The following is a 20040-nucleotide window of genomic DNA, read 5'->3' as shown; positions in this document are numbered from 1 at the left end:
TACCCACGTGTTACTCACCCGTCCGCCGCTAAGTATCAAAGGTGCAAGCACCTTATCAACTCCGCTCGACTTGCATGTATTAGGCACGCCGCCAGCGTTCGTCCTGAGCCAGGATCAAACTCTCCAAGTTGAAGTTTTCGCCTCGACGCGATGTCGAAGAGAAAATCTTCTTGTGTTTGAAATGCTCATTACTTTTTTATCGCTTTTTCGCTTATCCCGAAGGACTTGCGAGGCAGTTATTACTCGTTGTTCAGTTTTCAAAGAGCAATCTTTTCTTTCATGTCAACCGCGTATTTCGTATCGGCGACTTTTATAATATATCACGTTCGCCTATCTCTTTGCAAGTACTTTTTTTCGTTTTTCGACATTTTTTTTAAAATGTCGTTTTCGCGATTATGTATCCTGTAAAAGCGGCGATTCCTAATATATCATCTGACACTGAAGTAAGTCAAGCATCTTTTCTGAATTTCTTCAAACAAGCATAATTGGCTATCTCCATCCTTTTGCATTGAATGCTCGTTTCGTAAAACAGCATTAAATTGAAATAATTATCCATTCTGATAAGGCATAAAAAAAGCGCCCCTACGCCGCTGCAAGTGCCGACATAGAAAGCGCTTTGCTCATCATATAGAAGCATCAATTCTTGTATGCGTGGTTAATCATATAGCGGAGCTCCAGTGCACCGATATCTCCTAGTTCATGCATGACTGCCACCTCACGGATATACTCGCGCTTAACCAGCTTTTGCAGAATAAGTGATAAGTCGACATGTAATATATGTATGGATGAATGAGCTTGCAGCTCAGCTATGCTCCATGGCTCCTCACGGCTGCCAAGAATATCGAATAACAAAGCACAGCTTGTTTTCATTTTGTTCATAACAGAGAACTCACAGCCCAGCATAACGAGCTGCACACGCTGCTCCAATGTTTCAGGACTAACCGTAAGCTCTTCATAAAGCTTATATATCCCAGGATGAACCCGCTTCAGCTGTTTCCAAACGGTAAGCTCAGGATGGCGGCCTTCTTCTATTAGAACAATATGGGCCCAATGATGTAGCGCTGTTAATGTGTGGCTATAGGCATCCAGAAGGTTACCGTCCAACAGATCCTGCTTTGCTTGTAAATACGTTCTTAAAAATCCTGCAAACTCCGTAAACTGTTTTTGCTCCCGCATTGAATTAGGAAATTGAAGCAAGCTCGCACGTATACTACTTAAATAGCCGTCGACCTCCAACAAGATCTCCCCCCGAACTAGCCACTCAATGATATTGCGATTTTCACCACCTGCAAGCCATTCATTTAAGCCACTCTTGTTGATCGTCCGAATTAGGACCCGCTTGTCTTCAATCTGGATATGTTCCATCTCATTACGTGTTCCCTCTTCCTTCATTACAACAAGCACTAATGAATCCAATCCATCGATCAATGGATTGTAAGGGTACGGGTTTTCAATTACAGCCAATCCGGCCAAATCTGGTTCATTCCGATAGCTGTCTGCGAAGTGCGCTTTTATATGTTCCACTGGTTCCTCCATATAGCTAATCACATTTTATTAAGCTATAATAATAATCTACAGTTTTATTCTTTTTCGACAGGTTGGAGGCACATTCCTGCTTACGATCTTAGAAAACAATGTCAAATTCATAAGCCAATAAAGTTAGGAAGGGTTTGAACCTATGAAGAAGTTCTTTTTCAAGTCAGCCAAAATCAATGAGTTCCGCCTATGGGGCCTTGTTTTCACCCTTGTCGGCATGGGCGTAATGATACTCGGCACTGCCGGCATCGTATTCTGGGGATCAGCAGGCAAGATCATTGCCGCTATTTTCATGGTCATCGGGATGATTTCATTGCTCGTCAGCGTTGCCGTTTACTTCTGGGCAGGTATGATGTCAACTAGTGCGACAATGCTGCAGTGTCCAGAATGCAGCCGTCCAACGAAGATGCTTGGAAAAACAGACCGCTGTATGTACTGCAAAACGATGCTTACGCTTGATCCTGATCAAGCTACTCATAGCCCTTCAGAGCAACAAGCCTAACAGACAGTAGATGATAACGGCCTAGATGAAAGAAACCTATTCCTTCAAATAGAAACGCCCTCTTCCATTTCATGGGAAGAGGGCGTTTCTTGAATGGAAGAAAGTAAAAATTATGGCCTAAGCTTGATGGCATCGTCGATCGTTTTCCAAATCGCCGGCGTTTGAAATGCACGCTGCCAGGTAGCGACACCTGCTAAATCATATTTACGCACAAGCGCAACCCTCGCTTTCAAAGAAGTATCGTCTTCGATCCAAATTCGTTTCAAATCGCCTTCTTCTGTATATTCCACATAATTTTGGCCAGCCGCTGCATCAAATTTTGGAGTCAGTTTGTTGGTGCTTATAATCTCCTTAACTCGCTCCATCCCAACTGCCTTAGAAGACACCGTAACTTTTCCATCCTCGCCTTTCTTCTCCGTCCAAATGCGAGTATAAAGTGGCATGCTGAGTATAAGCTTGCCAGCGGGAACGCCATCCTCCTGCATAATACGAACCAAAGAGCTCTCCGTCCAAGGAAGCGATGCGACTGAACCTGATTTTGGACTTGCAGCCCAGTGCTCATCATAAGCCATAACCATCATATAATCGACGATTCCACCTAACGCTGCACGGTCAAGAAACAGCGACCACATTTCGCTATTCGACTTTGGAGTTACATCTACGGATACGACCAGTCCCTGCTCATGAAGGAGGGGCGTTAGCTCACGTACAAATTGCACGAAGTTGGCCTTATCCGCAGTGTGTACATTTTCAAAATCGATATTGATGCCCTGCAAATGATATACCTTTGCAAAAGCAATCAGCTGTTGGATCATCGAGAAGCGCGTATCCGCGTTTGCCAAAGCTTTCGTCGTCCGGTCCGGCTCAAAATCGTTGCTGAATAGCGCCCATATTTGCAAACCTTCCTGATGCGCCCATTTCACATATGCCGGGTCAGCCTTGCCTTTAATCGTACCTTTATCATCTGCCAGAGCAAACCAAGTTGGACTCACGACGTTCAAGCCTTGCATGCTGTTAATCTTCGTAGTGTCGATTTTTCTCTCGTATACAGCTTCCCAAGTCATATTAATTTTATTTCCCAGCACTTTCCACGCAATAAATGGAGGCTCCGAGGCAGGTTCCGCTACTTGGCTGATCGTCGTCAGCTTGATATCCTTTTTGTTCATGTAGCCCGTTAGGCCACTGCTGTTCTGAACTAGCAGCCAGCCGTCCTGTTCCTCCCAAATTCTCACCGTATCCGCCTGCGGCACCTTAACAATGAACGGCGCTCGTATCGTCGGCTCGGTACGTATGGCAGCGCCTTTCTCAGGAATGGCTTCCGCAAGCTGAACCGTATCCCCCGCAGATAGCAGCGTGACGACTGATGTATCCTCCATAAATTCCACCTGAAGCCCATAAAGCTCCTTCAAAGGCTCTGCGGGAATATAGACCGTATCTTCCGTTTTCTCCGCAGCAATCGTCAAATTATAAGGCTTCTGATTAATCGTTGCCGTCAAGGAATCCGTCTTCAGATGAAGCACTTTATTCGCCGTTGTCAGTACGATAGATCCCGAATCCGCTTCGTAGCGGATAGGCTTGTCCTCTCCAAGCACCTGCTGCACGACTGGAAGCGGCAGTTTGACCTCATTATTTTCAACAATGGCACCTCGATCTGCCTCAACCCCACGAACCATAATCGGATATTCCGTTTGATATTCAGGGGAAACCATTTCCCCACTCGGTATAAATCGCATATATCCAAACCAGCACAAGGCTGCAATCATTCCCATAAAAAATAATAATAGCAAGCTCCGGGCGCCTCTATTTCCTTTCCTGCGCGGTGTCCGGTTGTACATCGTTTCCAAATCATCACTCTCCTATATCATTACAGTTATGTCTCTTCAAATGGTAATAAAAAACGTGCAGATTAGCGTTTCATCGCTTCCCGGCACGTTATTGCAGGCTGAATGCCCATTATTTCACTGATGTGGTGTTACAAGTTGAACATATTCCGTATATTTCCATCCGGTGGCCTTCCACCACGAAACCCGTTACACGTGACGCGGCACGCTCGACCTCAAGCAGCGGCGGATGATGGAAATCAACGATTGATCCGCAGCTTTTGCATATCGCATGATAATGATCCGATAAATTCGAATCGAATCGGCTTGAATCATCGCCATAAGTTAGCTCACGCACTAATCCAGCTTCTACAAATAAACGCAGATTATTATATATAGTAGCTACGCTCATGCTCGGATAAGTGGGAGAGAGAGCTTTATAAATTTCATCTGCAGTCGGATGGGACATGGAGTCCATCAAGTAGCTTAATATGGCGTGACGTTGCGGGGTCATTCGGACGCCATTCATCTTCAGTTGCTCCAATGCTAAGTTAACGCTGGCTCCCATTCCCCTCACGCCCTTCCTAAGTAATTACAACCATTGTACGTTCTTTTTTAAGAGTTTGTCAATGAAAGCGCCTTTTAGGACAGCCCATATTGCTTGATAGCAATGCTATTGGTTGCATTGATTTGAATCCGGAAAGTGCCTTCACCTATAGTACCCCTTACCGTTTTCTTGCTGACCTCAAGAGGCAGCTGGGACGTAATATTACCGAAAGTTACCGATCCGTAAACGATAAAATCGCCGTCCTCCGGCATGGAAAGCTTGATCTCACCCACCGAGCTATCCAAATCCCAATCTCCGCCGACCGTACTGCTGTTCAGCTCGATACTCCCGTTGAGCGTATCTGCTTTTACGGAAGCACCTGCACCGTCTAATTTAATTTTACCGTTTTTGGTTTCCGCTTCAACGTTGCCTTCGATTTCCTTAAGCTCCAAGCTTCCGTTAAGCGTGTTAGCAAATAACTTCCCTTGAATAGACGATGCGACAATCGTACCGTTTTTGGTTTCCAGCGTACTGTCACCTGCAATGCCACTCACCTTAATGTCGCCGTTATTACCTTTGACGGTAATCGCGCCTCGAATGTTGCTCACGGTAACGATTCCGCTGTTACTGCGGATGTCCAGTCCTCCAGGCAGCGTCAGCGCTTGAATATCTACTGATCCGTTGCCCGATTCTACCTTCAGCTTCAAAACCGGTTTCGGATCTTCTTCGATCTCGAGCGTAGGTGTTGGCGCCTGGCTTACATCCAAAGGCGTCTCCTCATTTGTTAGTTGCTCTTCACCCAGCCGCATATCTGAAGTGCCGGGGGTTGGCGTTGCTTCCAAAAGCTCCATCTCCGTGCTGTCAGTCTCCTCAGCCGTAACTACCGTATTCTCTCCTTCGATCAGGCTTTGCGTCCCCTCGGGCAGCAGCGTTTCAAGAGGAGTTTCCTCCACTTGGAGCTGATCGGATAAGGACAGGGGGACGGTAATGATCATATTCATCCTCGGCTTTTTGCTGCCGTTCGCGCCATAGCTTTGCGCTTTGGCTTCCAGCGTCAGTTCTTTGCCCGGATTGATTTTCACAGTCGATTGCTCCGCAATGGGATCAGCCTCCGTCTTCTCCGTGACATCCACCCATACGGCCGTCAACACCTCAATTTCCTGTACGTCACCCGAGCGAACTGTAACTTGGCCATTGGGGTTTACGATCCGAATGAGTGAAGCTTCTTCGTCTAAAGGCACTTTCATAATCGTTTTATCATAACGAAAGCCCTTCTCTTCCCCAAACTCCGTAGCTCCGTTAAGATCCACGTTAAATTGATCCAACCAGCGAAAAGGAATATCCGCATATTGCGTAACTACGTACGCGGTAAGCGTAATCACAATGGCGACCATGCTTCCCGAAACATCAAGCTTGAGCTTTTTCTCCGCTCCTTTGAACTTAAGACTGAAGAGAATCGTTTCCAGACCTAATAATATGAATATGACCGGCCACCATTGTCCCAGTAGCGAAATATCGTTCCGCCCCTTCAGTTGGTCCCATAGGAGCAGCGCCCCGACAGTCAGCACCAGCGCCGCTGCCGTAAAACGCCCCAATTTAAACATAGACACCAACCCTTTCCGTAAACGCAGCAACAACATAATCGAAGCAATCATAATGATAGGACCTACGCTCAGCTCCGCAAGCTCATTCATCCAAGGCAATAACGCATGAGGAGGTTTTACCAAAACAAGCATAACCGCTCCGGCTGCAAAGAGCAGAACGCCATGCATCAGACGTAAAGCTACGGGACTTGAATCTTCCGCCTCTGCGCTTTGCAATGAGTCGAACACGCTAATAAAATAAAAAATGGGGAGCATGATTCCCAAATATACGATCAGCAGCAAGTGTCTTCCGCCATCAGAATCCGCCAACCGAACGATTGCCGTCAAGTCCAGCCAGAAGGCTGCGATTAAGAGAAGGCCTTTTGGATGCTGGCCCGTATACATATGCCCTGCTCCTGGCATTGCAAAAGCCAATAAAACGGTGAGCAGCCTATTCTTCGATCGTCTTATTCCGAGCTGACCCAACGTACACCCTCCAAATGCTTTATTTTATCAAGAAGAACAAGCAATGCTTCCGATTTCGGCAATGTGATGTAGAGCTGTAGCTGCAGCAGCTCTCCTTCCGCCTCATCTGCGCACTCCTCAAGCTTCATTTTTCGCATCGTAATCTTTTGGTCCGTCATCAACGCATTGATATCCAGCATGACTTGGGACAAATCATTCGCTTTAATGATCAATAAATGCTCTTTCCTCGCGTTTATGTACCTTTTCTCCAGCTTATTAAAGGCCCACAGGGTGATGAGCACCATAACTGTCGCGGTACCTGAGGCAAAATAAAAACCGGCGCCCACTGCTAGTCCAATGGCCGATACTACCCACAGCGAAGCCGCTGTAGTCAAACCTGTTATTGATTTACCGGTGAATAAAATGGTTCCAGCTCCCAGGAAGCCAATGCCCGTAATAACCGCAGCTGCTAGCCGTGCTGGGTCAACCCTAACATTCGGCTGATCTACGAATGCCGAGAAGCCATACATCGAAAGCAGCATCAGCAAGCATGATCCCAAACAAACCAAGATATTGGTCCGCAATCCTGCCGCATGATTGGACTGCTCGCGTTCGAAGCCAATCAGGCCGCCAAGCAGCAAGGCAAGCATCAGCCTGAGCAAAATATGGAGCTCGCTAATTGCCCAGGGATTGTGAAGCGTACTTAATTCCATAAGCAATCCCGACCTTTCTATATTCGTTATTGTAACATAATTGCCTAATGGAGTTGGGGTTTACGGGTGGCTTGACCTGTATGGGATACAGAAAAAAGACGCGAATCATCACAGGGATAATCCGCGTCTTAGCAGTTGTTTATGTTTATTTCAGCCGCTCGATCAGCAGCTTGTTAGCGAGTGCCGGATTGGCTTTTCCTTTAGACGCTTTCATAATCTGGCCGACTAGGAACCCAATCGCTTTATCTTTGCCAGCTCTATAATCCTCAACAGATTGAGGATTCGCTTCTATGATTTGATCTACGATTTGTAGAACAGCACCTTCGTCGCTTATTTGAACAAGCCCTTGCTCCTCAACGATTTGCTGTGGCAGCTTGCCTGTTTCCAGCATCGTCTTAAACACCGTTTTAGCGATTTTACCGTTGATCGTGCCTTTCTCAAGCAAACCAATCATTTCTCCAAGGCCTTGTCCGGTTATTTTCACATCGCTGATTTCCTGATTGTTCGCATTCAAATAGCCAAGCAAATCGCCCATGATCCAGTTAGACACGGACTTGGCATCCTTTGTATAAGAAAGGCTCTCCTCAAAGAAATCCGCGAGTTTTTTGGATGATGTAATCACTTCCGCATCATAGGATGGCAAGCTGTAATCGACCGTATATCTCGCTTTGCGTGCATCCGGCAATTCTGGTATGGTCGCACGAATGCTTTGCTTCCACTCTTCGCTGATGTGCAGGGAAACCAAATCCGGGTCTGGGAAGTAGCGGTAATCATGTGCTTCTTCTTTGCCACGCATTGAGAAGGACTTGCCAACTGCATCATCAAACCGGCGAGTCTCCTGTATCACGACTCCGCCGCCATCCAAAATTTCTGCTTGGCGGAATTGCTCGTATTCAAGACCCCGCTGAACTCCGCGGAAGGAGTTCATGTTTTTGAGCTCGGCACGCGTGCCGAATTCCTTCTGTCCATAAGGGCGCAGACTGATGTTCGCATCGCAGCGAAGGCTGCCCTCTTCCATCTTAACGTCAGACACATCGCAGTACTGCATGATCGCTTTGATTTTCTCCAAATAGGCCTTTGCTTCCTCAGGCGTACGGATATCCGGCTCTGAAACAATCTCGATCAGCGGCGTGCCAACGCGGTTGAAATCGACAAGGGACGCATAGCCGCCATCCACATGTGTCAGCTTGCCTGCATCCTCTTCCAGATGAAGCCGCGTAATGCCAATACGCTTGGTCTCGCCGTTCACTTCGATTTCAATCCAGCCATGCTCGCCGATTGGCTGGTCGAATTGCGAAATTTGGTAAGCTTTCGGCGAATCCGGGTAAAAGTAGTTTTTACGGTCAAACTTGCTGATATCGGCGATCTGGCAGTTCAAGGCCATAGCCGCCTTCATGGCATATTCAACCGCTTGGCGGTTCAATACCGGCAGTACGCCGGGATGCCCAAGGCAGACCGGGCAGGTATGGGTATTCGGAGGCGCGCCGAAAGCCGTGGAGCAGCCGCAAAAGATTTTGCTGTTCGTGTGCAGCTCCACATGGACTTCCAGCCCGACAACCGTTTCGTATTTGTTCGGTTCAGACATTCGTATCGATCCCTTCGTAAACGTATATATACCCGCTTATAGCTGCGGACGTTGTTTATGATGCTCCGTATGCTGCTCGAACGCATGAGCGGCGCGCAGCACCGTCGATTCGTCGAACGCTTTCCCGATAATTTGCAAGCCGATTGGCAAGCCATCAGCCGTACCGCATGGAACGCTAATCGCGGGAACGCCCGCCAAGCTTACCGGTATCGTACAAATATCATTTAAGTACATCGTCAACGGATCGCCAACCTGCTCTCCGATACGGAACGCAGGCGTCGGAGCCGTAGGTCCGACGATGAGGTCATATTGGTTAAATACATTGTCAAAATCTTGCTTGATTAGCGTCCGTACTTTTTGTGCTTTTAAGTAATAAGCATCGTAATAGCCGGAGCTAAGCGCATAGGTACCCAGCATGATCCGGCGCTTCACTTCGGCGCCAAAGCCTTCGCTGCGTGATTTTTTGTACAGATCAATCAAATTCTCAGGATTTTCTGCACGCACGCCGTAGCGCACGCCGTCAAATCGAGCCAGATTCGATGAAGCTTCCGAGGAAGCAAGCAGGTAATAGGTTGCGATCGCGTATTCCGTATGAGGCAGTGAAACCTCTTCCCACGTTGCGCCAAGCGATTCATACACCGCCAAAGCTTGCAGCACCGCTTCCTTAACCCGCGGATCGATGCCCGCTCCCAGATATTCCTTAGGCACGCCGATGCGCAGCCCTTTCACATCGCCTGTCAAAGCCGAAGTGTAATCAGGAATTTCGACATTAGCCGAGGTAGAATCGCTTGCGTCATAGCCTGCAATAGCTTGTAGTACGTAAGCGGAATCCTCTACATTTTTGGTAAGTGGCCCGATTTGGTCAAGCGACGAAGCAAACGCAACGAGGCCAAAGCGCGATACGAGGCCATAGGTTGGCTTCAGACCGACAATTCCGCAATAAGCTGCTGGCTGACGAATCGATCCGCCCGTGTCAGAGCCAAGCGAGAAATACACTTGGCCGGCAGCAACCGATGCCGCCGAACCGCCGCTTGAGCCTCCAGGCACGTATTCGGTGTTCCATGGGTTACGCGTAGGGAAGTAGCTCGAATTTTCATTTGAGCCGCCCATAGCGAATTCATCCATATTGAGTTTTCCGATAGTTACGGATTGGGCTGCCTTCAGCTTGCGAACGACCGTCGCATCGTATATCGGATTGTGATTGCTAAGAAACTGGCTCGCACACGTAGTCAAAAGCCCTTCCGTCACGATATTATCCTTCACTCCCGCGGGCAATCCGAACAGCAAACCGCGTTCGCCGCCTTCTTGCAATTGCTTGTCCAGCTCGGAAGCCTGCAAGCGCGCATTCTCTTCATTTAATGTAATAAAAGCCTGGATCGCAGGCTCAGTTTCCGCAATTCTCGCATACGATGCGCTAACCAGCTCAGAAACGGATAGTTCCTTGTTGTTAAGCTTGTTATGTACATCCTGCAGGCGCAAATCAAACAGTGCCAACAGTAGTTCCTCCCTTCATATCAAACCCATTCGTATTATTCAAGTACCGCTGGTACTTTAAATTGTCCATCTTCTTCATCCGGTGCATTAAGCAGCACCTTTTCGATCGGCAGCGACGGCCGCTTCTCGTCCGCACGCATAACGTTTTTAATCGGCAGTACATGGCTGGTCGGCTCCACGTTTTCCGTATCGAGGCCGTTCAGCTTTTCTGCGTATTTCAAAATCGCATTAAGCTGTTCCGTAAACTGGTCCTTCTCCGCATCGGACAGCTCCAACCGCGCCAGTCTCGCGACATGCTCTACATCCTTGGGCGTAATGCTCATCAGGTATTCTTCCTTTCCTATTTCCTGTAATCATTCTTCCCATTATATCGCACATCTAGGGCGAACATCAATGAAAACGGCAAACGACTTGATTACCGCAGCAAAAAAAAAACTGCCCCGCTGTCAGCAAAGTGACATACAGAACAGTCTGCGGCTTGCAGCTGCGTTCTAAATCCAAGCCTTTAAATTCACCTGACGGATAAAATCTGCCGGACTGAGCTGTTCCTTGCCGGCAAGCTCTGCCTCTGGCTCCGGCTCTTCGCCGCCGTTCATAATGCGCTTGAACAACTCCTCATTATGAGTAGCGAGTGCAAAATCAATAAGCGCCTCCCGCTCGATGCGGTCAACCTCATCTTGGATAAGCACTTCTTCAAGCTCTACGTCTTCATCGGGAATAAGAAAATTCCGATTAGCCGAAGGAACTCTAAGCACATAATCAAATACATTATCCGCATTGCGGTCGTACGCTATTATATAACCATGCTCCCCTATGGGAAGGTTTTGTTCATATTGGTCAGCCACAATGACGACCTTTGTGCCTAGTTGTAGCATCGTCCTCAACTCCTGTTTCTTCGTCGCTGATTCTTTCACTACTATCCTACTAAAAAATAATAGCGGTGTCCAATCGAAGAGAGAGTTCATAGAGTTGTTTTTTTTATTATTCGACCGCCGAGCTTCTGCGAAGAGCGCCTGCAGCTGCCAAAACCGCCGAAGCCATGCCGATAAAAACGACTAATATTGCCAAGCCAAACTTTCCGCTATCAGATATTTCAGAAACAACCGCCTGAGAAGCAAAGCCGCTGAGCGCACCTGGATTCCAGCCAAGCGCCTTGGGGAATAACCCCGCCAACAAGGATAACACAACCGATCCAACTAACGTGGAGAAGGCTGCTGCTGCAGGGCTTCTAAGCAGCGAACTAAAGAGTATAGTAATGGATACTACAAATGTTAACCACAGCCCATAGATGAGCAGACTGCCAATCACCTTACTCAGAGGAACCGCTCCAATCAGCAATCCTGTATAGTACCATGACGCCAAATATCCAGCAGCAAGAGAACCCCATGCCAGCATAAGCATTGCCGTCCATTTGGATCCGACATAAGAGAGCGGCGATACTGGCTTGACGAGAATAAGCGATGCCGCTCCACTATTGCGCTCCCCTGACACGCTGCCCATGCAGACGAGCACCAGCACTAAAATACCAAGCGTACCGAACTGCTGCAGCGTTTGAGCTAGCACCTCTGCAGCCTGCGGCAATGGAATATCAATAACGGTCCCATCCGGTAGGCTGCCAGCGTGCTCAAGTATGACCGGCATATAATAAGTAGACACCGGCTGCATGATGCCAAGTAAAATAAAAACGAGTGGAACCCATAACAGCTTGAAGCTGCGTACGAGCTCAAGAAGTTCCTTTTCAACCATCACCCTATACCGGGTCATGCTTGATGATAGAGGAGGGTTGGCTACAGAAAACGACGGAGATGCCTTCGTTTCGCTGCTCATCCGGTCACCACCTTCATGAATAAATCTTCCAATGAGGTATGGCCAACTTCCAGCCTGCTCACCTTGACCTGCTCGCGCGCTAGCTCCTCGATCAGCATCCTTCTAGCAGCATCCATCTCGCTGACAGTAAAACGCGCTATACCGTTTTGCAGCTGGACATCTTGAAATAAAGCTCCCTCATCCTTTTCGTTCAAAAGGCTCTGAATGCGCCTAGAAAAAGTGGACATCCATCGCTGCGAATGCTCGTCCTGCTCGACTTGGAGTTCTATAGTCGGTTTTCGGTGGTTTTCGCGAATGCGATCAATTGCCCCTTGCAAAGCGACCTGCCCATTACGAATGATGATGACATCATCGCACAGCACCTCTGCATCATGAAGCACATGAGTGGAAAACAACACCGTCGTTTCCTGCTTCAGCTCGCGAAGCAGTTCCAGCACCTCTTTACGGCCAAGCGGATCAAGTGCGGATACCGGCTCATCCATAACGAGCAGCTTAGGCTGATGAACGAGAGCCTGTGCCAGACCAAGCCGCTGCTTCATTCCTCCGGAATAGGAGCCGATACGCCTCTTGGCTGCGCCGGAAATGCCTACCCGCTCAAGCAGCGCTTTGGCCCGTAGTTTGGCGGTTGCAGCGCTAAGTCCGCATAATTGCCCCGCATAGATGAGATATTCGCTTCCCGTCATCCAAGAATAAAATGAAGGTGATTGCGGCAGGTAGCCGATTAAACTTCGATAATGGACGCCTTCGGCCGCCCCTTGAAATTCCATCTTGCCCGAGGTCTGCTTCAGCAGACCGGTAATCATTCGAATCGTCGTCGTTTTGCCTGCCCCATTTGGCCCTAACAATGCCACGCAGTGCCCTTCTCTGATCGTAAAATCAATATTTGAAACTGCTCTTACAGCACCAAAGGACTTGCTCAATCCTTTCACTTGCAGCAGTGTTGTCATCCATCCGTCCTCCTTCCCGCAATAAAGAAAGCAATCGGGCCGAATATATTAACGAATATAATGATCAACACCCAAACCCACTTCGGTCCCCGCGTATGATCTGCTTTGGCGCATAATACTAACGCAATGACCATCAGGATCAGTTGGATGACGATAATTGGCGCAATAATGGGTAAAATTTGCGATAAATCAATGGATTCCTTCATAAAAAACGCTCCTTTCTTCTAAACAAGGACAGTTTATTCCTTTTTCTCCTTGCTTGGGCTGCTTGAAAACCACCCGCTCCGCACAAAGATAAAATAAAATACCAATGGCATTGGCGTTTGAATCAAGCCCCATAGTCCCCATAGCCAAGGCATGCTGTCCCGTTTGCGAGCATCGATAAATAACCATGTGGACTGTGCAATTAGTATGGGAATGAGCACTATCCAGAACCATGGCGGCAAAACCTTCAGCTCTTCCATGTGCTCACCTTCCTTCGTCTGAACCTCATGGTGACAAATGAAATTCCGCCTACTGCTATGCAAATCTGAAGAATCGCAAACCACACCACGTTTCGGTCAAGCACCCATAACATCAGGCCAAGAATGAAACAAGCGATCAACCAAAACAGCAGCAGCTCCTTCCACAGCCGTTTTTTCATTTCTTGCTTGTGATCATCCACAAGCGCTTCAAACTGCTGCAGGCTAGGGACCTTCGGCGCATGAACAGCGTCAAACTGGGTCATCGCGTCTTTTAGCCGATCCTCGAACCACAATTGATCTTCTATTTCCTCATTAGGCTTCTTCATGCTCCGTTATCTCCTTCCGCAGCTGCTTTAAACCGTTGTGCAGCCTCGATTTTACTGTTCCGACAGGTATGTCCAGCATGGAGGATATTTCCTCCTGCGCATAACCGTAATAATATTTAAGCAGCACGGGAATCCGAATATCGCTGCTTAGCTGCCCTAACGCTTGAAGCGCCTCTGGCCATTCGTCTCCCCGCTGCAGCGTATCAAAGCGGATCGAATGCAGTGACTGCTGCTCCTGCAGCCAATGCTTCTCCAGCTCATTTCTCCGAATTCGATCAACGACGAGCCGCGATGCGATTGTAATGAGCCAGGTTGAAAATTTCGATTTCCCTTGAAAGGACGATATTTTCTCGATGGCCTTCAACATCGTCTCCTGCGTAATATCCTCTGCGCGATTTTTGTTCATCGTTACCTTAAGCAAGTACTGGTAAAGAAAAGAATAATGCTGCTGCAGCAGCTCAGAAAGCGCTCGCGAGTCGCCGCGAACCGCTTGCTTGATTAGCTTCGTCTCGTCATGCACGAGCGCGTAACCTCCTTGCGTTCAATTACTTATTGCTATGACGTATAGAGTCCCCATTTCGTTCACTCGGTTTTCAAAAAAATATTCAAGCGATCATTTCGTTTCTAACTAAAAGATAAAAAAAACAGCCGTCGAAGCAAGAAACGCTTCTGCAGCTGTTGTATGGATTGTCGCTATGCTATTGCTTACTAAGGCTGCGGCTGTACCACTGCCACACCGGCTCAACATCATGCCGGTCCAAGCATTTGACCTGATATTCCATAGGGCTTCCGAGCGCGCGAACCGATAGCGTAAGCAGTTTTTTTCGCTGCTGGCCTGCCGAGCGGCTCGCCCGCATCGTAACAATCTGAGGCCGGCGAATCAAATACGTAGATCTCGATAAGAATCGGTTGCGCAGCGTGAGCTGTCCTTCTTGGAGCAGGACGCCAGCTGCGAGGTAACAGCTCCTTCTCCACCAGAGCATCAGTGGCAAAAGCAGCAGCGACCATAATCCGTCTGTCTTGAAAAACACGATGCATCCCGCACAGATGAGCGCGGTAATCAGCAGCTCGATTCTTACGTAATAAAGCAGCGCACGCTTCGGCGCCCCTGCCAATGCCTCATTCGATGGCAGCTTCATCTGAGGTACAAAATCATGCAGCACCCGCTCAATATCTGCCCGTTTCAAAAATGGATGCAGCATCAGCTGCTCCTTCTTGTCTGACGATACGATCTGGAGCTGAATTTCCGCGTAGCCAAACGCTTGGCGCAGCAAGCCTTCATTGACGATGACAGCCTGTACCTTCTTCGGATCAAAAACAAAGGTTTTTTTCTCCAGCAGGCCATAAGAAACCGAAATCTGATTGCCATCCTTTTTGACGGAAAATCCGCTGTATTTGAGTATGTATAATAGGATGGAAAGCAGCCATGCACATCCAATGCCTGCAATAATAACAATGACAATAAAGATAACCCCTGGCATAAAACTCGCCGAATCCTCTACCACCGACTCGAAAAAGTGATCGGGCAGCAGTTGGTTAATCAGATCATCGGCAAACGAGTACACACCGGCCATAAAAGCAGCAACAAGCCCAAAATTCGTGGATGTAGCTGCCGCTTGCAGCAATTGCAGCGGACGAAGCGTAAAGCTTGATACGGTCCTGCTTGTCTGAGCTTCTAGTGCTGCTTTCGCTTTCTCATTCTCGAGCAGCTTGTCATTAATTTTAATCACAGGCCCTTGGGCTAGCGAGGCTGGTTGGTCTGGTTGTGTCATTACATCTATGAGGCTTATGCTCTCCGTGCTCGTAGTCGCTTGTTTCCTTAGGACTCGTTGAATATCATTAGCTTCCTTGACCGAGAGTGCAGGCAGTATGCCATCAGCCTTCTTGTTGCCGCCAGGCGTCTCGATCTTCACCTGCGCAACGCCGAGTATTCGCTGCACAAGCGGCTGCTCTACGTTGACTGAATGGATGCGTCCATAATAGATGGTTTTCTCGTCGCGCAGCAGCAAGCCTTTTCGGATGATGATTCGGTCCTCCTCCAGCCAAAAGCCGAAGCTTCTCCATTCAAGGAAACTGAAAACCGTAACGATGATTGCTAATGCGCCAGCTCCGGCATACCAATACCAAGCCAATTCGGTCCAATCCGTTCCCCTCACTAAACCGATTAATATAAATGGCAAGAAGCCGCGAATCGTCTGCAGCAGCCCAAACAAAACATAGATGGGATGTAGCGTGCGGCGCTTACTCATCCTGATCATCCACCTTCGCCAAAATGCCGATTCTCCGTTTCAGATGCTCTGCTTCCGTCTGTTTTAACCCGCTGATTTTATGCGTAGTGGCAGCCGTCACAACCGAAACGCTGGCCAGGTTATACTTTCGCATTAAAGGGCCGCTTTCCAGCTCAACATGCTGCACGCGCACCATGGGGACCAACACATTGCTTATAAAAATAAGGCCAGACTGGATCTCCAGCTCATCGTCAAACAGCTCATATTGAAAACGGGTATACTTCATCCTCGGAATGAGCCAAATAAACAAGATGAATGTAAGGACAACAATAGACAAGGCGATCCAACCGGGGATAAGCGTCCAATCCCAAAGGGAAGCACAGGTCAAATAAGCGATAATGACGGCTAGAAACACACCATGCGTAATTAAACCGCTAATCCGATAAACTTTAATATAGTCGCGATGAAGCCGATTCGATAAGTCCCGATTCATTTCCATGTCTCCCTCATGTCTCTACGGCAGGACAATAAGCTCCGCCTTCGAACGAGTCAGCGCTTTAGCGCCCTGCTCTGTAATCAAATAGCTGTTCTCAATCCCTACAACGCCTTTGCCAGGAAACGTGAATTTCGGTTCTACCGCAATCACCATGCCGGTCTCCAGCGGCATGTGAAAACCTTTGGCAAGCACTGGCCACTCATCAATTTCCAGTCCGATGCCATGGCCGAGAAACTTCGCCTGGTCAGCGCCAAAACCCATAAAGTGATCCGTCAGCTTTGCCGCAGCACACAGTTCAAGCGCATCTTCGTACAGCTTCGAGCATAACGTACCGGGTACCATTTGCCTCTCAGAGGAAGCCATAATCTTTTCTGATATTCCATAAGCATACTGCAGTGACTCTGGCAGTTCTCCGATTACCGCTGTTCGAGTCTGGTCAATGACATAGCCATCTACACAGCAGCCAATATCGATAAGAATCGGAACGTTACGCTTGATAGGTGACCGGCTCACGCTCTGAGGCGATGCCGCACCCAGTCCCAAACCTCCTGCAGGTCCGTCAAAATAGGATGGAACAGCGGCTTCCGCTCCTGAAATGACCATTCCCGTCGTAATTTCCTGATTAAAACCGCGCATGCGCATCAAGCCGATATGTCCGCGTATGCGCAGCTCATATTCAACGCGTGCCATCCAAGCGAGCTCGCTAACGCCTTCCTTCAGGTCATTCAGCGCTTCATTCAACGCTTCCGCCACAACTTCAGCTGCTGCTTCAATCCGCATGATCTCCCAAGGCGCTTTAATCATCCGGAGCTTGCGCACGATCGCTGAGCCGTCTATGAGCCCAGAACGTCCTTGCTTGCTCATTAGTTCCACAAGCTTTAGATACAGCTGCGCTGGCAGTACATCCAAATCAGCTGCAATCTGAATTCCTTCGCTCTTATCAAACAAATACGCATACTGCTTAGCCAGCGTTTCTCCAAACATACGAAAAGCCCCAAGCTCCACCACGCGCAGTGCCGTCTCCTGTCTCGCGCGCTGAACGCTGCGTCGCACGTAAAAAGTAGCCTCCCCTTCGCTAGGGACAAACAAATAACCATTTTGCATCGATCCGCTGAAATAATACAAATCGACATTTTGCGTAATGAGAAAAGCATCAATGTGTGCCGATCTCATCGCTTCTTGGAGACGTGCGATACGCTCGTTGACTAGCTCAGCAGGTATATCCGGTACAATATCTATCACTTCAGTCCTCAGCTCCTATAAGTTCCCTCCCCTTATTACACCAATTTTCCAAATGCTAGTCAACCGGATACGAGCTCGGCCGCCCCCTTTAAGTACCATTCTATCGGTTCCATGACTTGAAAAGCTCTCGGGTATACCATATGGACAATCATAATAACCCCCGGCTTTCTCAGCGTAACCTCATAATTATATTCAGTGTTTCGGTAGGTATACGGAAAAGCTTGCTCCGTATTCACCACCTCAAAAACGACCACCTTTACTTGATGCTTCAAAAAAGAGGACGGCAGCGGCACGCCTAGCGTATCCAGCCTCAAGTTTTCTCTTAAATACAAAGAAGCAGCGCCCGCAGCTTCTTCGGGCGCTAAGCGAAGCAGCCCTTCGCCAAGCGCTTCCAGATCAACCTGCTGGGCTGCCGCATGCGTGGCCCGATTAATCGCATGCTTCCCCTGGAATAATGTCTTCATCGCGAGCTCCTCCTCCACCTGCAGCAGATGAATCGAAACCCACACCGTCATCATCACTACGATAAGCAGCAGCTTGTACATCGATTCACCCGCTTTCTTCACCTAAGGGACATATTCGCTCATTTTCTTGCCAAATGCTTTTATTCGCTCATCAGGCAAAGGCGGTGTCAGCCCGATCAAACGATCGATATCAAACAACCCTTCATAGGGATAGCTCATCGTTAAAGAGATGCCAGTTCCGCGGATTAGAGGGATGTTCGGATTGGATGCGGTAAGCCCGCTTGTCGTAGAAAGCTCAAATGTTATGTTCTCTGCACGCATCCCAAACCGGGCAATCCGCTGCCGAGACTGCTCCTGCATCTCCTCGCTAATGTAACCATATGCCCCGCTTGCTCCAACCTCCAGCAAATAATCAACCTCCTGCTGCAGTACCGCTTGTCTGACAATAAGAACATGCTTATAGATAGGAGAGAACATTAACCAGCAAAGAAGTCCGGCAAACAGTACAAAAACCAAAATTTGCTTCACGGATTCGTTTCCCTAATATGGCTGCCGATTGCACTACCCGCGCCGTCAAGCTGCTTCTTCATGCCTTTATCACCTTCCGCGACAGTCTGATAGAGCACAATGACAGTGACAAGCAGCAGCATCGAGATTAAGATTCCACGCATAAAATGGATACCCCCATCCTCATCGGAGTATAAATATGTTGAAGGAAGCTACGGCAGAAGCTGGCTTATCTTCGTATTGGCAGAGGTTCCCTGTGATTCAATTTGGCTTCTCGTACCTGTTGTATCCTTGGCGATTATCGTATTGAACAGAACAACCACAACAACAAGCAGCATTACGGTCATCAAAATATTGCGCATGCGATCACCTCCTTTCTTATTTTCGAAAAATGGCTAGTCAGCTTAGCGATTGAAAAAGCTTCTGCCCCTCGCGGACCCACGGATAAATAAAGATTTGAAACGTATACAAGATGGGAATGCCCGCTATAACAAATAAAAGGTACGAGGCCGATTCCTTGCGGCTTTCTTTGGCCAGCTCAATCTTTTCTTTGTAATCCTCGATGCGTACGCGCAAAATATCATAATACTGGCGGCTCTCATGCAGCCGAAGCGCATCGAGCGTTTCCACAAAGCTTAGTCCCTCTTCTGTGCCAAGCCTTTGCTTGAAGCGCTGCAGGGCGCCGCCCGCGTCATGGTACCATTCCGCCAGCAGCCGCTCGAGATCAACCCGCGTAGCTCTCGTAAACGGAATGCACCGCAGCAGCTTGGCATGAATATGCAGCGAGGATTCCGACATATAAAGAAGCTGCTTGCTGATAACGAATATTTCTTTGGTGATCTGAAGTGCACGTACTCTTCGAAAAGAGCGCAGCCAAACTAAATCAAAAGTAATCAGCAGCATAAGGATCAGCAGGTAGCTAATCAAATAGGAAGCAGGAACATAGGCGTTCACATGCTCGTGTCCTGCAGCAGCAGCAACCAAAGCAGCACTAACGGCTGCGAAGAGCACTCTTCTAGCCAGCACATACCATGCGGCATCCGAAGTTACGCCGCAGCCGGCGAGGAGCAGCTCACGCTCCATAAAGGAAGGCTGCTGCCTCGAAACGAGGAGCAGACGCAGCCACTTGTCAGGTGCAGACTTCGTTCGCCAGCTCAGCAGCGCCAGATGCCTCCATCTGGAAGGACGCTGTGGCCAAAGCTCCAATAGCGCATAAATGGCGATCGCTCCGAAAAGAGACTGGCCTGCCAACACCGCGAAACGAAGCAAGCTTTGAGTAAACTCTGGCATTGAC

The 20040-nt window shown here is 48.5% G+C and carries 24 protein-coding genes and 1 rRNA gene; 1 reads left to right on the top strand and 24 read right to left on the bottom strand.

Features of this window, described 5'->3' with window-relative positions; translation table 11 throughout:
• Both E0496_RS15730 and E0496_RS15725 read right to left on the bottom strand, forming a co-directional pair.
• A 16S ribosomal RNA gene (locus tag E0496_RS15730) occupies positions 1-130 on the bottom strand; the annotation flags it as partial.
• Positions 131-636: 506 nt separating this feature from the next.
• Positions 637-1524: a nucleotidyltransferase-like protein gene (locus E0496_RS15725; protein ID WP_241674821.1), complete on the bottom strand. Its 888-nt coding sequence runs from the start codon at positions 1522-1524 to the stop codon at positions 637-639.
• A 154-nt stretch (positions 1525-1678) separates the two neighbouring features.
• On the opposite strand from E0496_RS15725, the gene E0496_RS15720 reads away from it, so the two are divergent.
• A complete protein-coding gene (locus E0496_RS15720) occupies positions 1679-2038 on the top strand; it encodes a YgzB family protein (RefSeq protein ID WP_141502741.1) in 360 nt (119 codons plus the stop codon).
• A gap of 110 nt (positions 2039-2148) precedes the next feature.
• On the opposite strand, the gene E0496_RS15715 is transcribed toward E0496_RS15720, so the two are convergent.
• From E0496_RS15715 to E0496_RS15620, 22 genes are all read right to left on the bottom strand, one after another.
• Complete coding sequence (locus tag E0496_RS15715; protein WP_241674823.1) at positions 2149-3873, bottom strand: glycosyl hydrolase family 18 protein; 1725 nt, start codon at positions 3871-3873, stop codon at positions 2149-2151.
• Positions 3874-3991: 118 nt separating this feature from the next.
• The gene (perR, locus tag E0496_RS15710) at positions 3992-4426 is read right to left on the bottom strand and encodes a peroxide-responsive transcriptional repressor PerR (protein WP_141502739.1); all 435 of its coding nucleotides are present in this window, start codon (positions 4424-4426) and stop codon (positions 3992-3994) included.
• 74 nt (positions 4427-4500) lie between these two features.
• Complete coding sequence (locus tag E0496_RS15705; protein ID WP_161601440.1) at positions 4501-6393, bottom strand: DUF4097 family beta strand repeat-containing protein; 1893 nt, start codon at positions 6391-6393, stop codon at positions 4501-4503.
• Between the two features lie 62 nt (positions 6394-6455).
• Positions 6456-7166, bottom strand: a complete 711-nt coding sequence (locus E0496_RS15700; RefSeq protein ID WP_141502737.1) for an MgtC/SapB family protein — start codon at positions 7164-7166, stop codon at positions 6456-6458.
• A 145-nt stretch (positions 7167-7311) separates the two neighbouring features.
• A complete protein-coding gene (gene gatB / locus E0496_RS15695) occupies positions 7312-8751 on the bottom strand; it encodes an Asp-tRNA(Asn)/Glu-tRNA(Gln) amidotransferase subunit GatB (RefSeq protein WP_141502736.1) in 1440 nt (479 codons plus the stop codon).
• Between the two features lie 36 nt (positions 8752-8787).
• Positions 8788-10245: an Asp-tRNA(Asn)/Glu-tRNA(Gln) amidotransferase subunit GatA gene (gene gatA / locus E0496_RS15690; RefSeq protein WP_141502735.1), complete on the bottom strand. Its 1458-nt coding sequence runs from the start codon at positions 10243-10245 to the stop codon at positions 8788-8790.
• A 35-nt stretch (positions 10246-10280) separates the two neighbouring features.
• On the bottom strand, positions 10281-10568 hold the full coding sequence (gatC, locus tag E0496_RS15685) for an Asp-tRNA(Asn)/Glu-tRNA(Gln) amidotransferase subunit GatC (protein WP_141502734.1): 288 nt from the start codon (positions 10566-10568) through the stop codon (positions 10281-10283).
• 168 nt (positions 10569-10736) lie between these two features.
• Positions 10737-11120 carry an ATPase gene (locus E0496_RS15680; RefSeq protein WP_141502733.1) on the bottom strand — a complete coding sequence of 128 codons (384 nt, stop codon included), beginning with the start codon at positions 11118-11120 and terminating at the stop codon, positions 10737-10739.
• A 106-nt stretch (positions 11121-11226) separates the two neighbouring features.
• Positions 11227-12072: an ABC transporter permease gene (locus E0496_RS15675; RefSeq protein WP_141502732.1), complete on the bottom strand. Its 846-nt coding sequence runs from the start codon at positions 12070-12072 to the stop codon at positions 11227-11229.
• Positions 12069-13019, bottom strand: a complete 951-nt coding sequence (locus tag E0496_RS15670; RefSeq protein ID WP_141502731.1) for an ABC transporter ATP-binding protein — start codon at positions 13017-13019, stop codon at positions 12069-12071. The genes E0496_RS15675 and E0496_RS15670 overlap by 4 nt, the downstream gene beginning before the upstream one ends.
• Positions 13016-13225, bottom strand: coding sequence for a PLD nuclease N-terminal domain-containing protein (locus tag E0496_RS15665; RefSeq protein WP_241674820.1), 210 nt, complete (start codon positions 13223-13225; stop codon positions 13016-13018). The genes E0496_RS15670 and E0496_RS15665 overlap by 4 nt, the downstream gene beginning before the upstream one ends.
• A gap of 33 nt (positions 13226-13258) precedes the next feature.
• Positions 13259-13483: a sigmaY antisigma factor component gene (locus E0496_RS15660; protein ID WP_141502730.1), complete on the bottom strand. Its 225-nt coding sequence runs from the start codon at positions 13481-13483 to the stop codon at positions 13259-13261.
• Positions 13471-13809, bottom strand: coding sequence for a YxlC family protein (locus E0496_RS15655; protein ID WP_141502729.1), 339 nt, complete (start codon positions 13807-13809; stop codon positions 13471-13473). The genes E0496_RS15660 and E0496_RS15655 overlap by 13 nt, the downstream gene beginning before the upstream one ends.
• The gene (gene sigY, locus E0496_RS15650) at positions 13796-14329 is read right to left on the bottom strand and encodes an RNA polymerase sigma factor SigY (protein ID WP_141502728.1); all 534 of its coding nucleotides are present in this window, start codon (positions 14327-14329) and stop codon (positions 13796-13798) included. The genes E0496_RS15655 and sigY overlap by 14 nt, the downstream gene beginning before the upstream one ends.
• A gap of 178 nt (positions 14330-14507) precedes the next feature.
• Positions 14508-16058, bottom strand: coding sequence for a PH domain-containing protein (locus E0496_RS15645; protein ID WP_161601439.1), 1551 nt, complete (start codon positions 16056-16058; stop codon positions 14508-14510).
• Positions 16051-16530 carry a PH domain-containing protein gene (locus E0496_RS15640; RefSeq protein WP_141502726.1) on the bottom strand — a complete coding sequence of 160 codons (480 nt, stop codon included), beginning with the start codon at positions 16528-16530 and terminating at the stop codon, positions 16051-16053. The genes E0496_RS15645 and E0496_RS15640 overlap by 8 nt, the downstream gene beginning before the upstream one ends.
• 21 nt (positions 16531-16551) lie before the next feature.
• Positions 16552-17775 (bottom strand): M24 family metallopeptidase, encoded by a 1224-nt coding sequence (locus E0496_RS15635; protein WP_338325858.1) that lies wholly within the window; start codon positions 17773-17775, stop codon positions 16552-16554.
• Between the two features lie 59 nt (positions 17776-17834).
• Positions 17835-18341 (bottom strand): hypothetical protein, encoded by a 507-nt coding sequence (locus E0496_RS15630; RefSeq protein WP_241674819.1) that lies wholly within the window; start codon positions 18339-18341, stop codon positions 17835-17837.
• Positions 18342-18767, bottom strand: coding sequence for a hypothetical protein (locus E0496_RS15625; RefSeq protein WP_141502724.1), 426 nt, complete (start codon positions 18765-18767; stop codon positions 18342-18344). It lies immediately after the preceding gene.
• A complete protein-coding gene (locus tag E0496_RS35610) occupies positions 18764-18910 on the bottom strand; it encodes a hypothetical protein (protein WP_161601438.1) in 147 nt (48 codons plus the stop codon). Before E0496_RS35610 ends, E0496_RS15625 begins: the two co-directional genes overlap by 4 nt.
• Before the next feature lie 48 nt (positions 18911-18958).
• Entirely contained in the window at positions 18959-19108 is a 150-nt protein-coding gene (locus E0496_RS35870; RefSeq protein ID WP_175598066.1) for a hypothetical protein, read from the bottom strand.
• A 37-nt stretch (positions 19109-19145) separates the two neighbouring features.
• On the bottom strand, positions 19146-20036 hold the full coding sequence (locus tag E0496_RS15620; RefSeq protein ID WP_141502723.1) for a hypothetical protein: 891 nt from the start codon (positions 20034-20036) through the stop codon (positions 19146-19148).
• Positions 20037-20040: the final 4 nt, after the last annotated feature.

Origin of the sequence: Paenibacillus luteus (assembly GCF_006542765.1) — a bacterium.
Classification (GTDB): Bacteria; Bacillota; Bacilli; order Paenibacillales; family Paenibacillaceae; genus Pristimantibacillus; species Pristimantibacillus luteus.
The sequence above is the reverse complement of the archived record's forward strand: the minus strand, read 5'-3'. Positions and strand labels throughout refer to the sequence as shown.

Excerpts from the sequence above, each read along its gene's own strand:
- E0496_RS15720 (WP_141502741.1), top strand. The coding sequence starts at position 1,679 with ATGAAGAAGTTCTTTTTCAAGTCAGCCAAAATCAATGAGTTCCGCCTA.
- E0496_RS15715 (WP_241674823.1), bottom strand. The coding sequence starts at position 3,873 with ATGTACAACCGGACACCGCGCAGGAAAGGAAATAGAGGCGCCCGGAGC.
- perR (WP_141502739.1), bottom strand. The coding sequence starts at position 4,426 with ATGGGAGCCAGCGTTAACTTAGCATTGGAGCAACTGAAGATGAATGGC.
- E0496_RS15705 (WP_161601440.1), bottom strand. The coding sequence starts at position 6,393 with ATGTATACGGGCCAGCATCCAAAAGGCCTTCTCTTAATCGCAGCCTTC.
- E0496_RS15700 (WP_141502737.1), bottom strand. The coding sequence starts at position 7,166 with ATGGAATTAAGTACGCTTCACAATCCCTGGGCAATTAGCGAGCTCCAT.
- gatB (WP_141502736.1), bottom strand. The coding sequence starts at position 8,751 with ATGTCTGAACCGAACAAATACGAAACGGTTGTCGGGCTGGAAGTCCAT.
- gatC (WP_141502734.1), bottom strand. The coding sequence starts at position 10,568 with ATGAGCATTACGCCCAAGGATGTAGAGCATGTCGCGAGACTGGCGCGG.
- E0496_RS15680 (WP_141502733.1), bottom strand. The coding sequence starts at position 11,120 with ATGCTACAACTAGGCACAAAGGTCGTCATTGTGGCTGACCAATATGAA.
- E0496_RS15675 (WP_141502732.1), bottom strand. The coding sequence starts at position 12,072 with ATGAGCAGCGAAACGAAGGCATCTCCGTCGTTTTCTGTAGCCAACCCT.
- E0496_RS15670 (WP_141502731.1), bottom strand. The coding sequence starts at position 13,019 with ATGACAACACTGCTGCAAGTGAAAGGATTGAGCAAGTCCTTTGGTGCT.
- E0496_RS15665 (WP_241674820.1), bottom strand. The coding sequence starts at position 13,225 with ATGAAGGAATCCATTGATTTATCGCAAATTTTACCCATTATTGCGCCA.
- E0496_RS15660 (WP_141502730.1), bottom strand. The coding sequence starts at position 13,483 with ATGGAAGAGCTGAAGGTTTTGCCGCCATGGTTCTGGATAGTGCTCATT.
- E0496_RS15655 (WP_141502729.1), bottom strand. The coding sequence starts at position 13,809 with ATGAAGAAGCCTAATGAGGAAATAGAAGATCAATTGTGGTTCGAGGAT.
- E0496_RS15645 (WP_161601439.1), bottom strand. The coding sequence starts at position 16,058 with ATGAGTAAGCGCCGCACGCTACATCCCATCTATGTTTTGTTTGGGCTG.
- E0496_RS15640 (WP_141502726.1), bottom strand. The coding sequence starts at position 16,530 with ATGAATCGGGACTTATCGAATCGGCTTCATCGCGACTATATTAAAGTT.
- E0496_RS35610 (WP_161601438.1), bottom strand. The coding sequence starts at position 18,910 with ATGCGTGGAATCTTAATCTCGATGCTGCTGCTTGTCACTGTCATTGTG.
- E0496_RS35870 (WP_175598066.1), bottom strand. The coding sequence starts at position 19,108 with ATGCGCAATATTTTGATGACCGTAATGCTGCTTGTTGTTGTGGTTGTT.
- E0496_RS15620 (WP_141502723.1), bottom strand. The coding sequence starts at position 20,036 with ATGCCAGAGTTTACTCAAAGCTTGCTTCGTTTCGCGGTGTTGGCAGGC.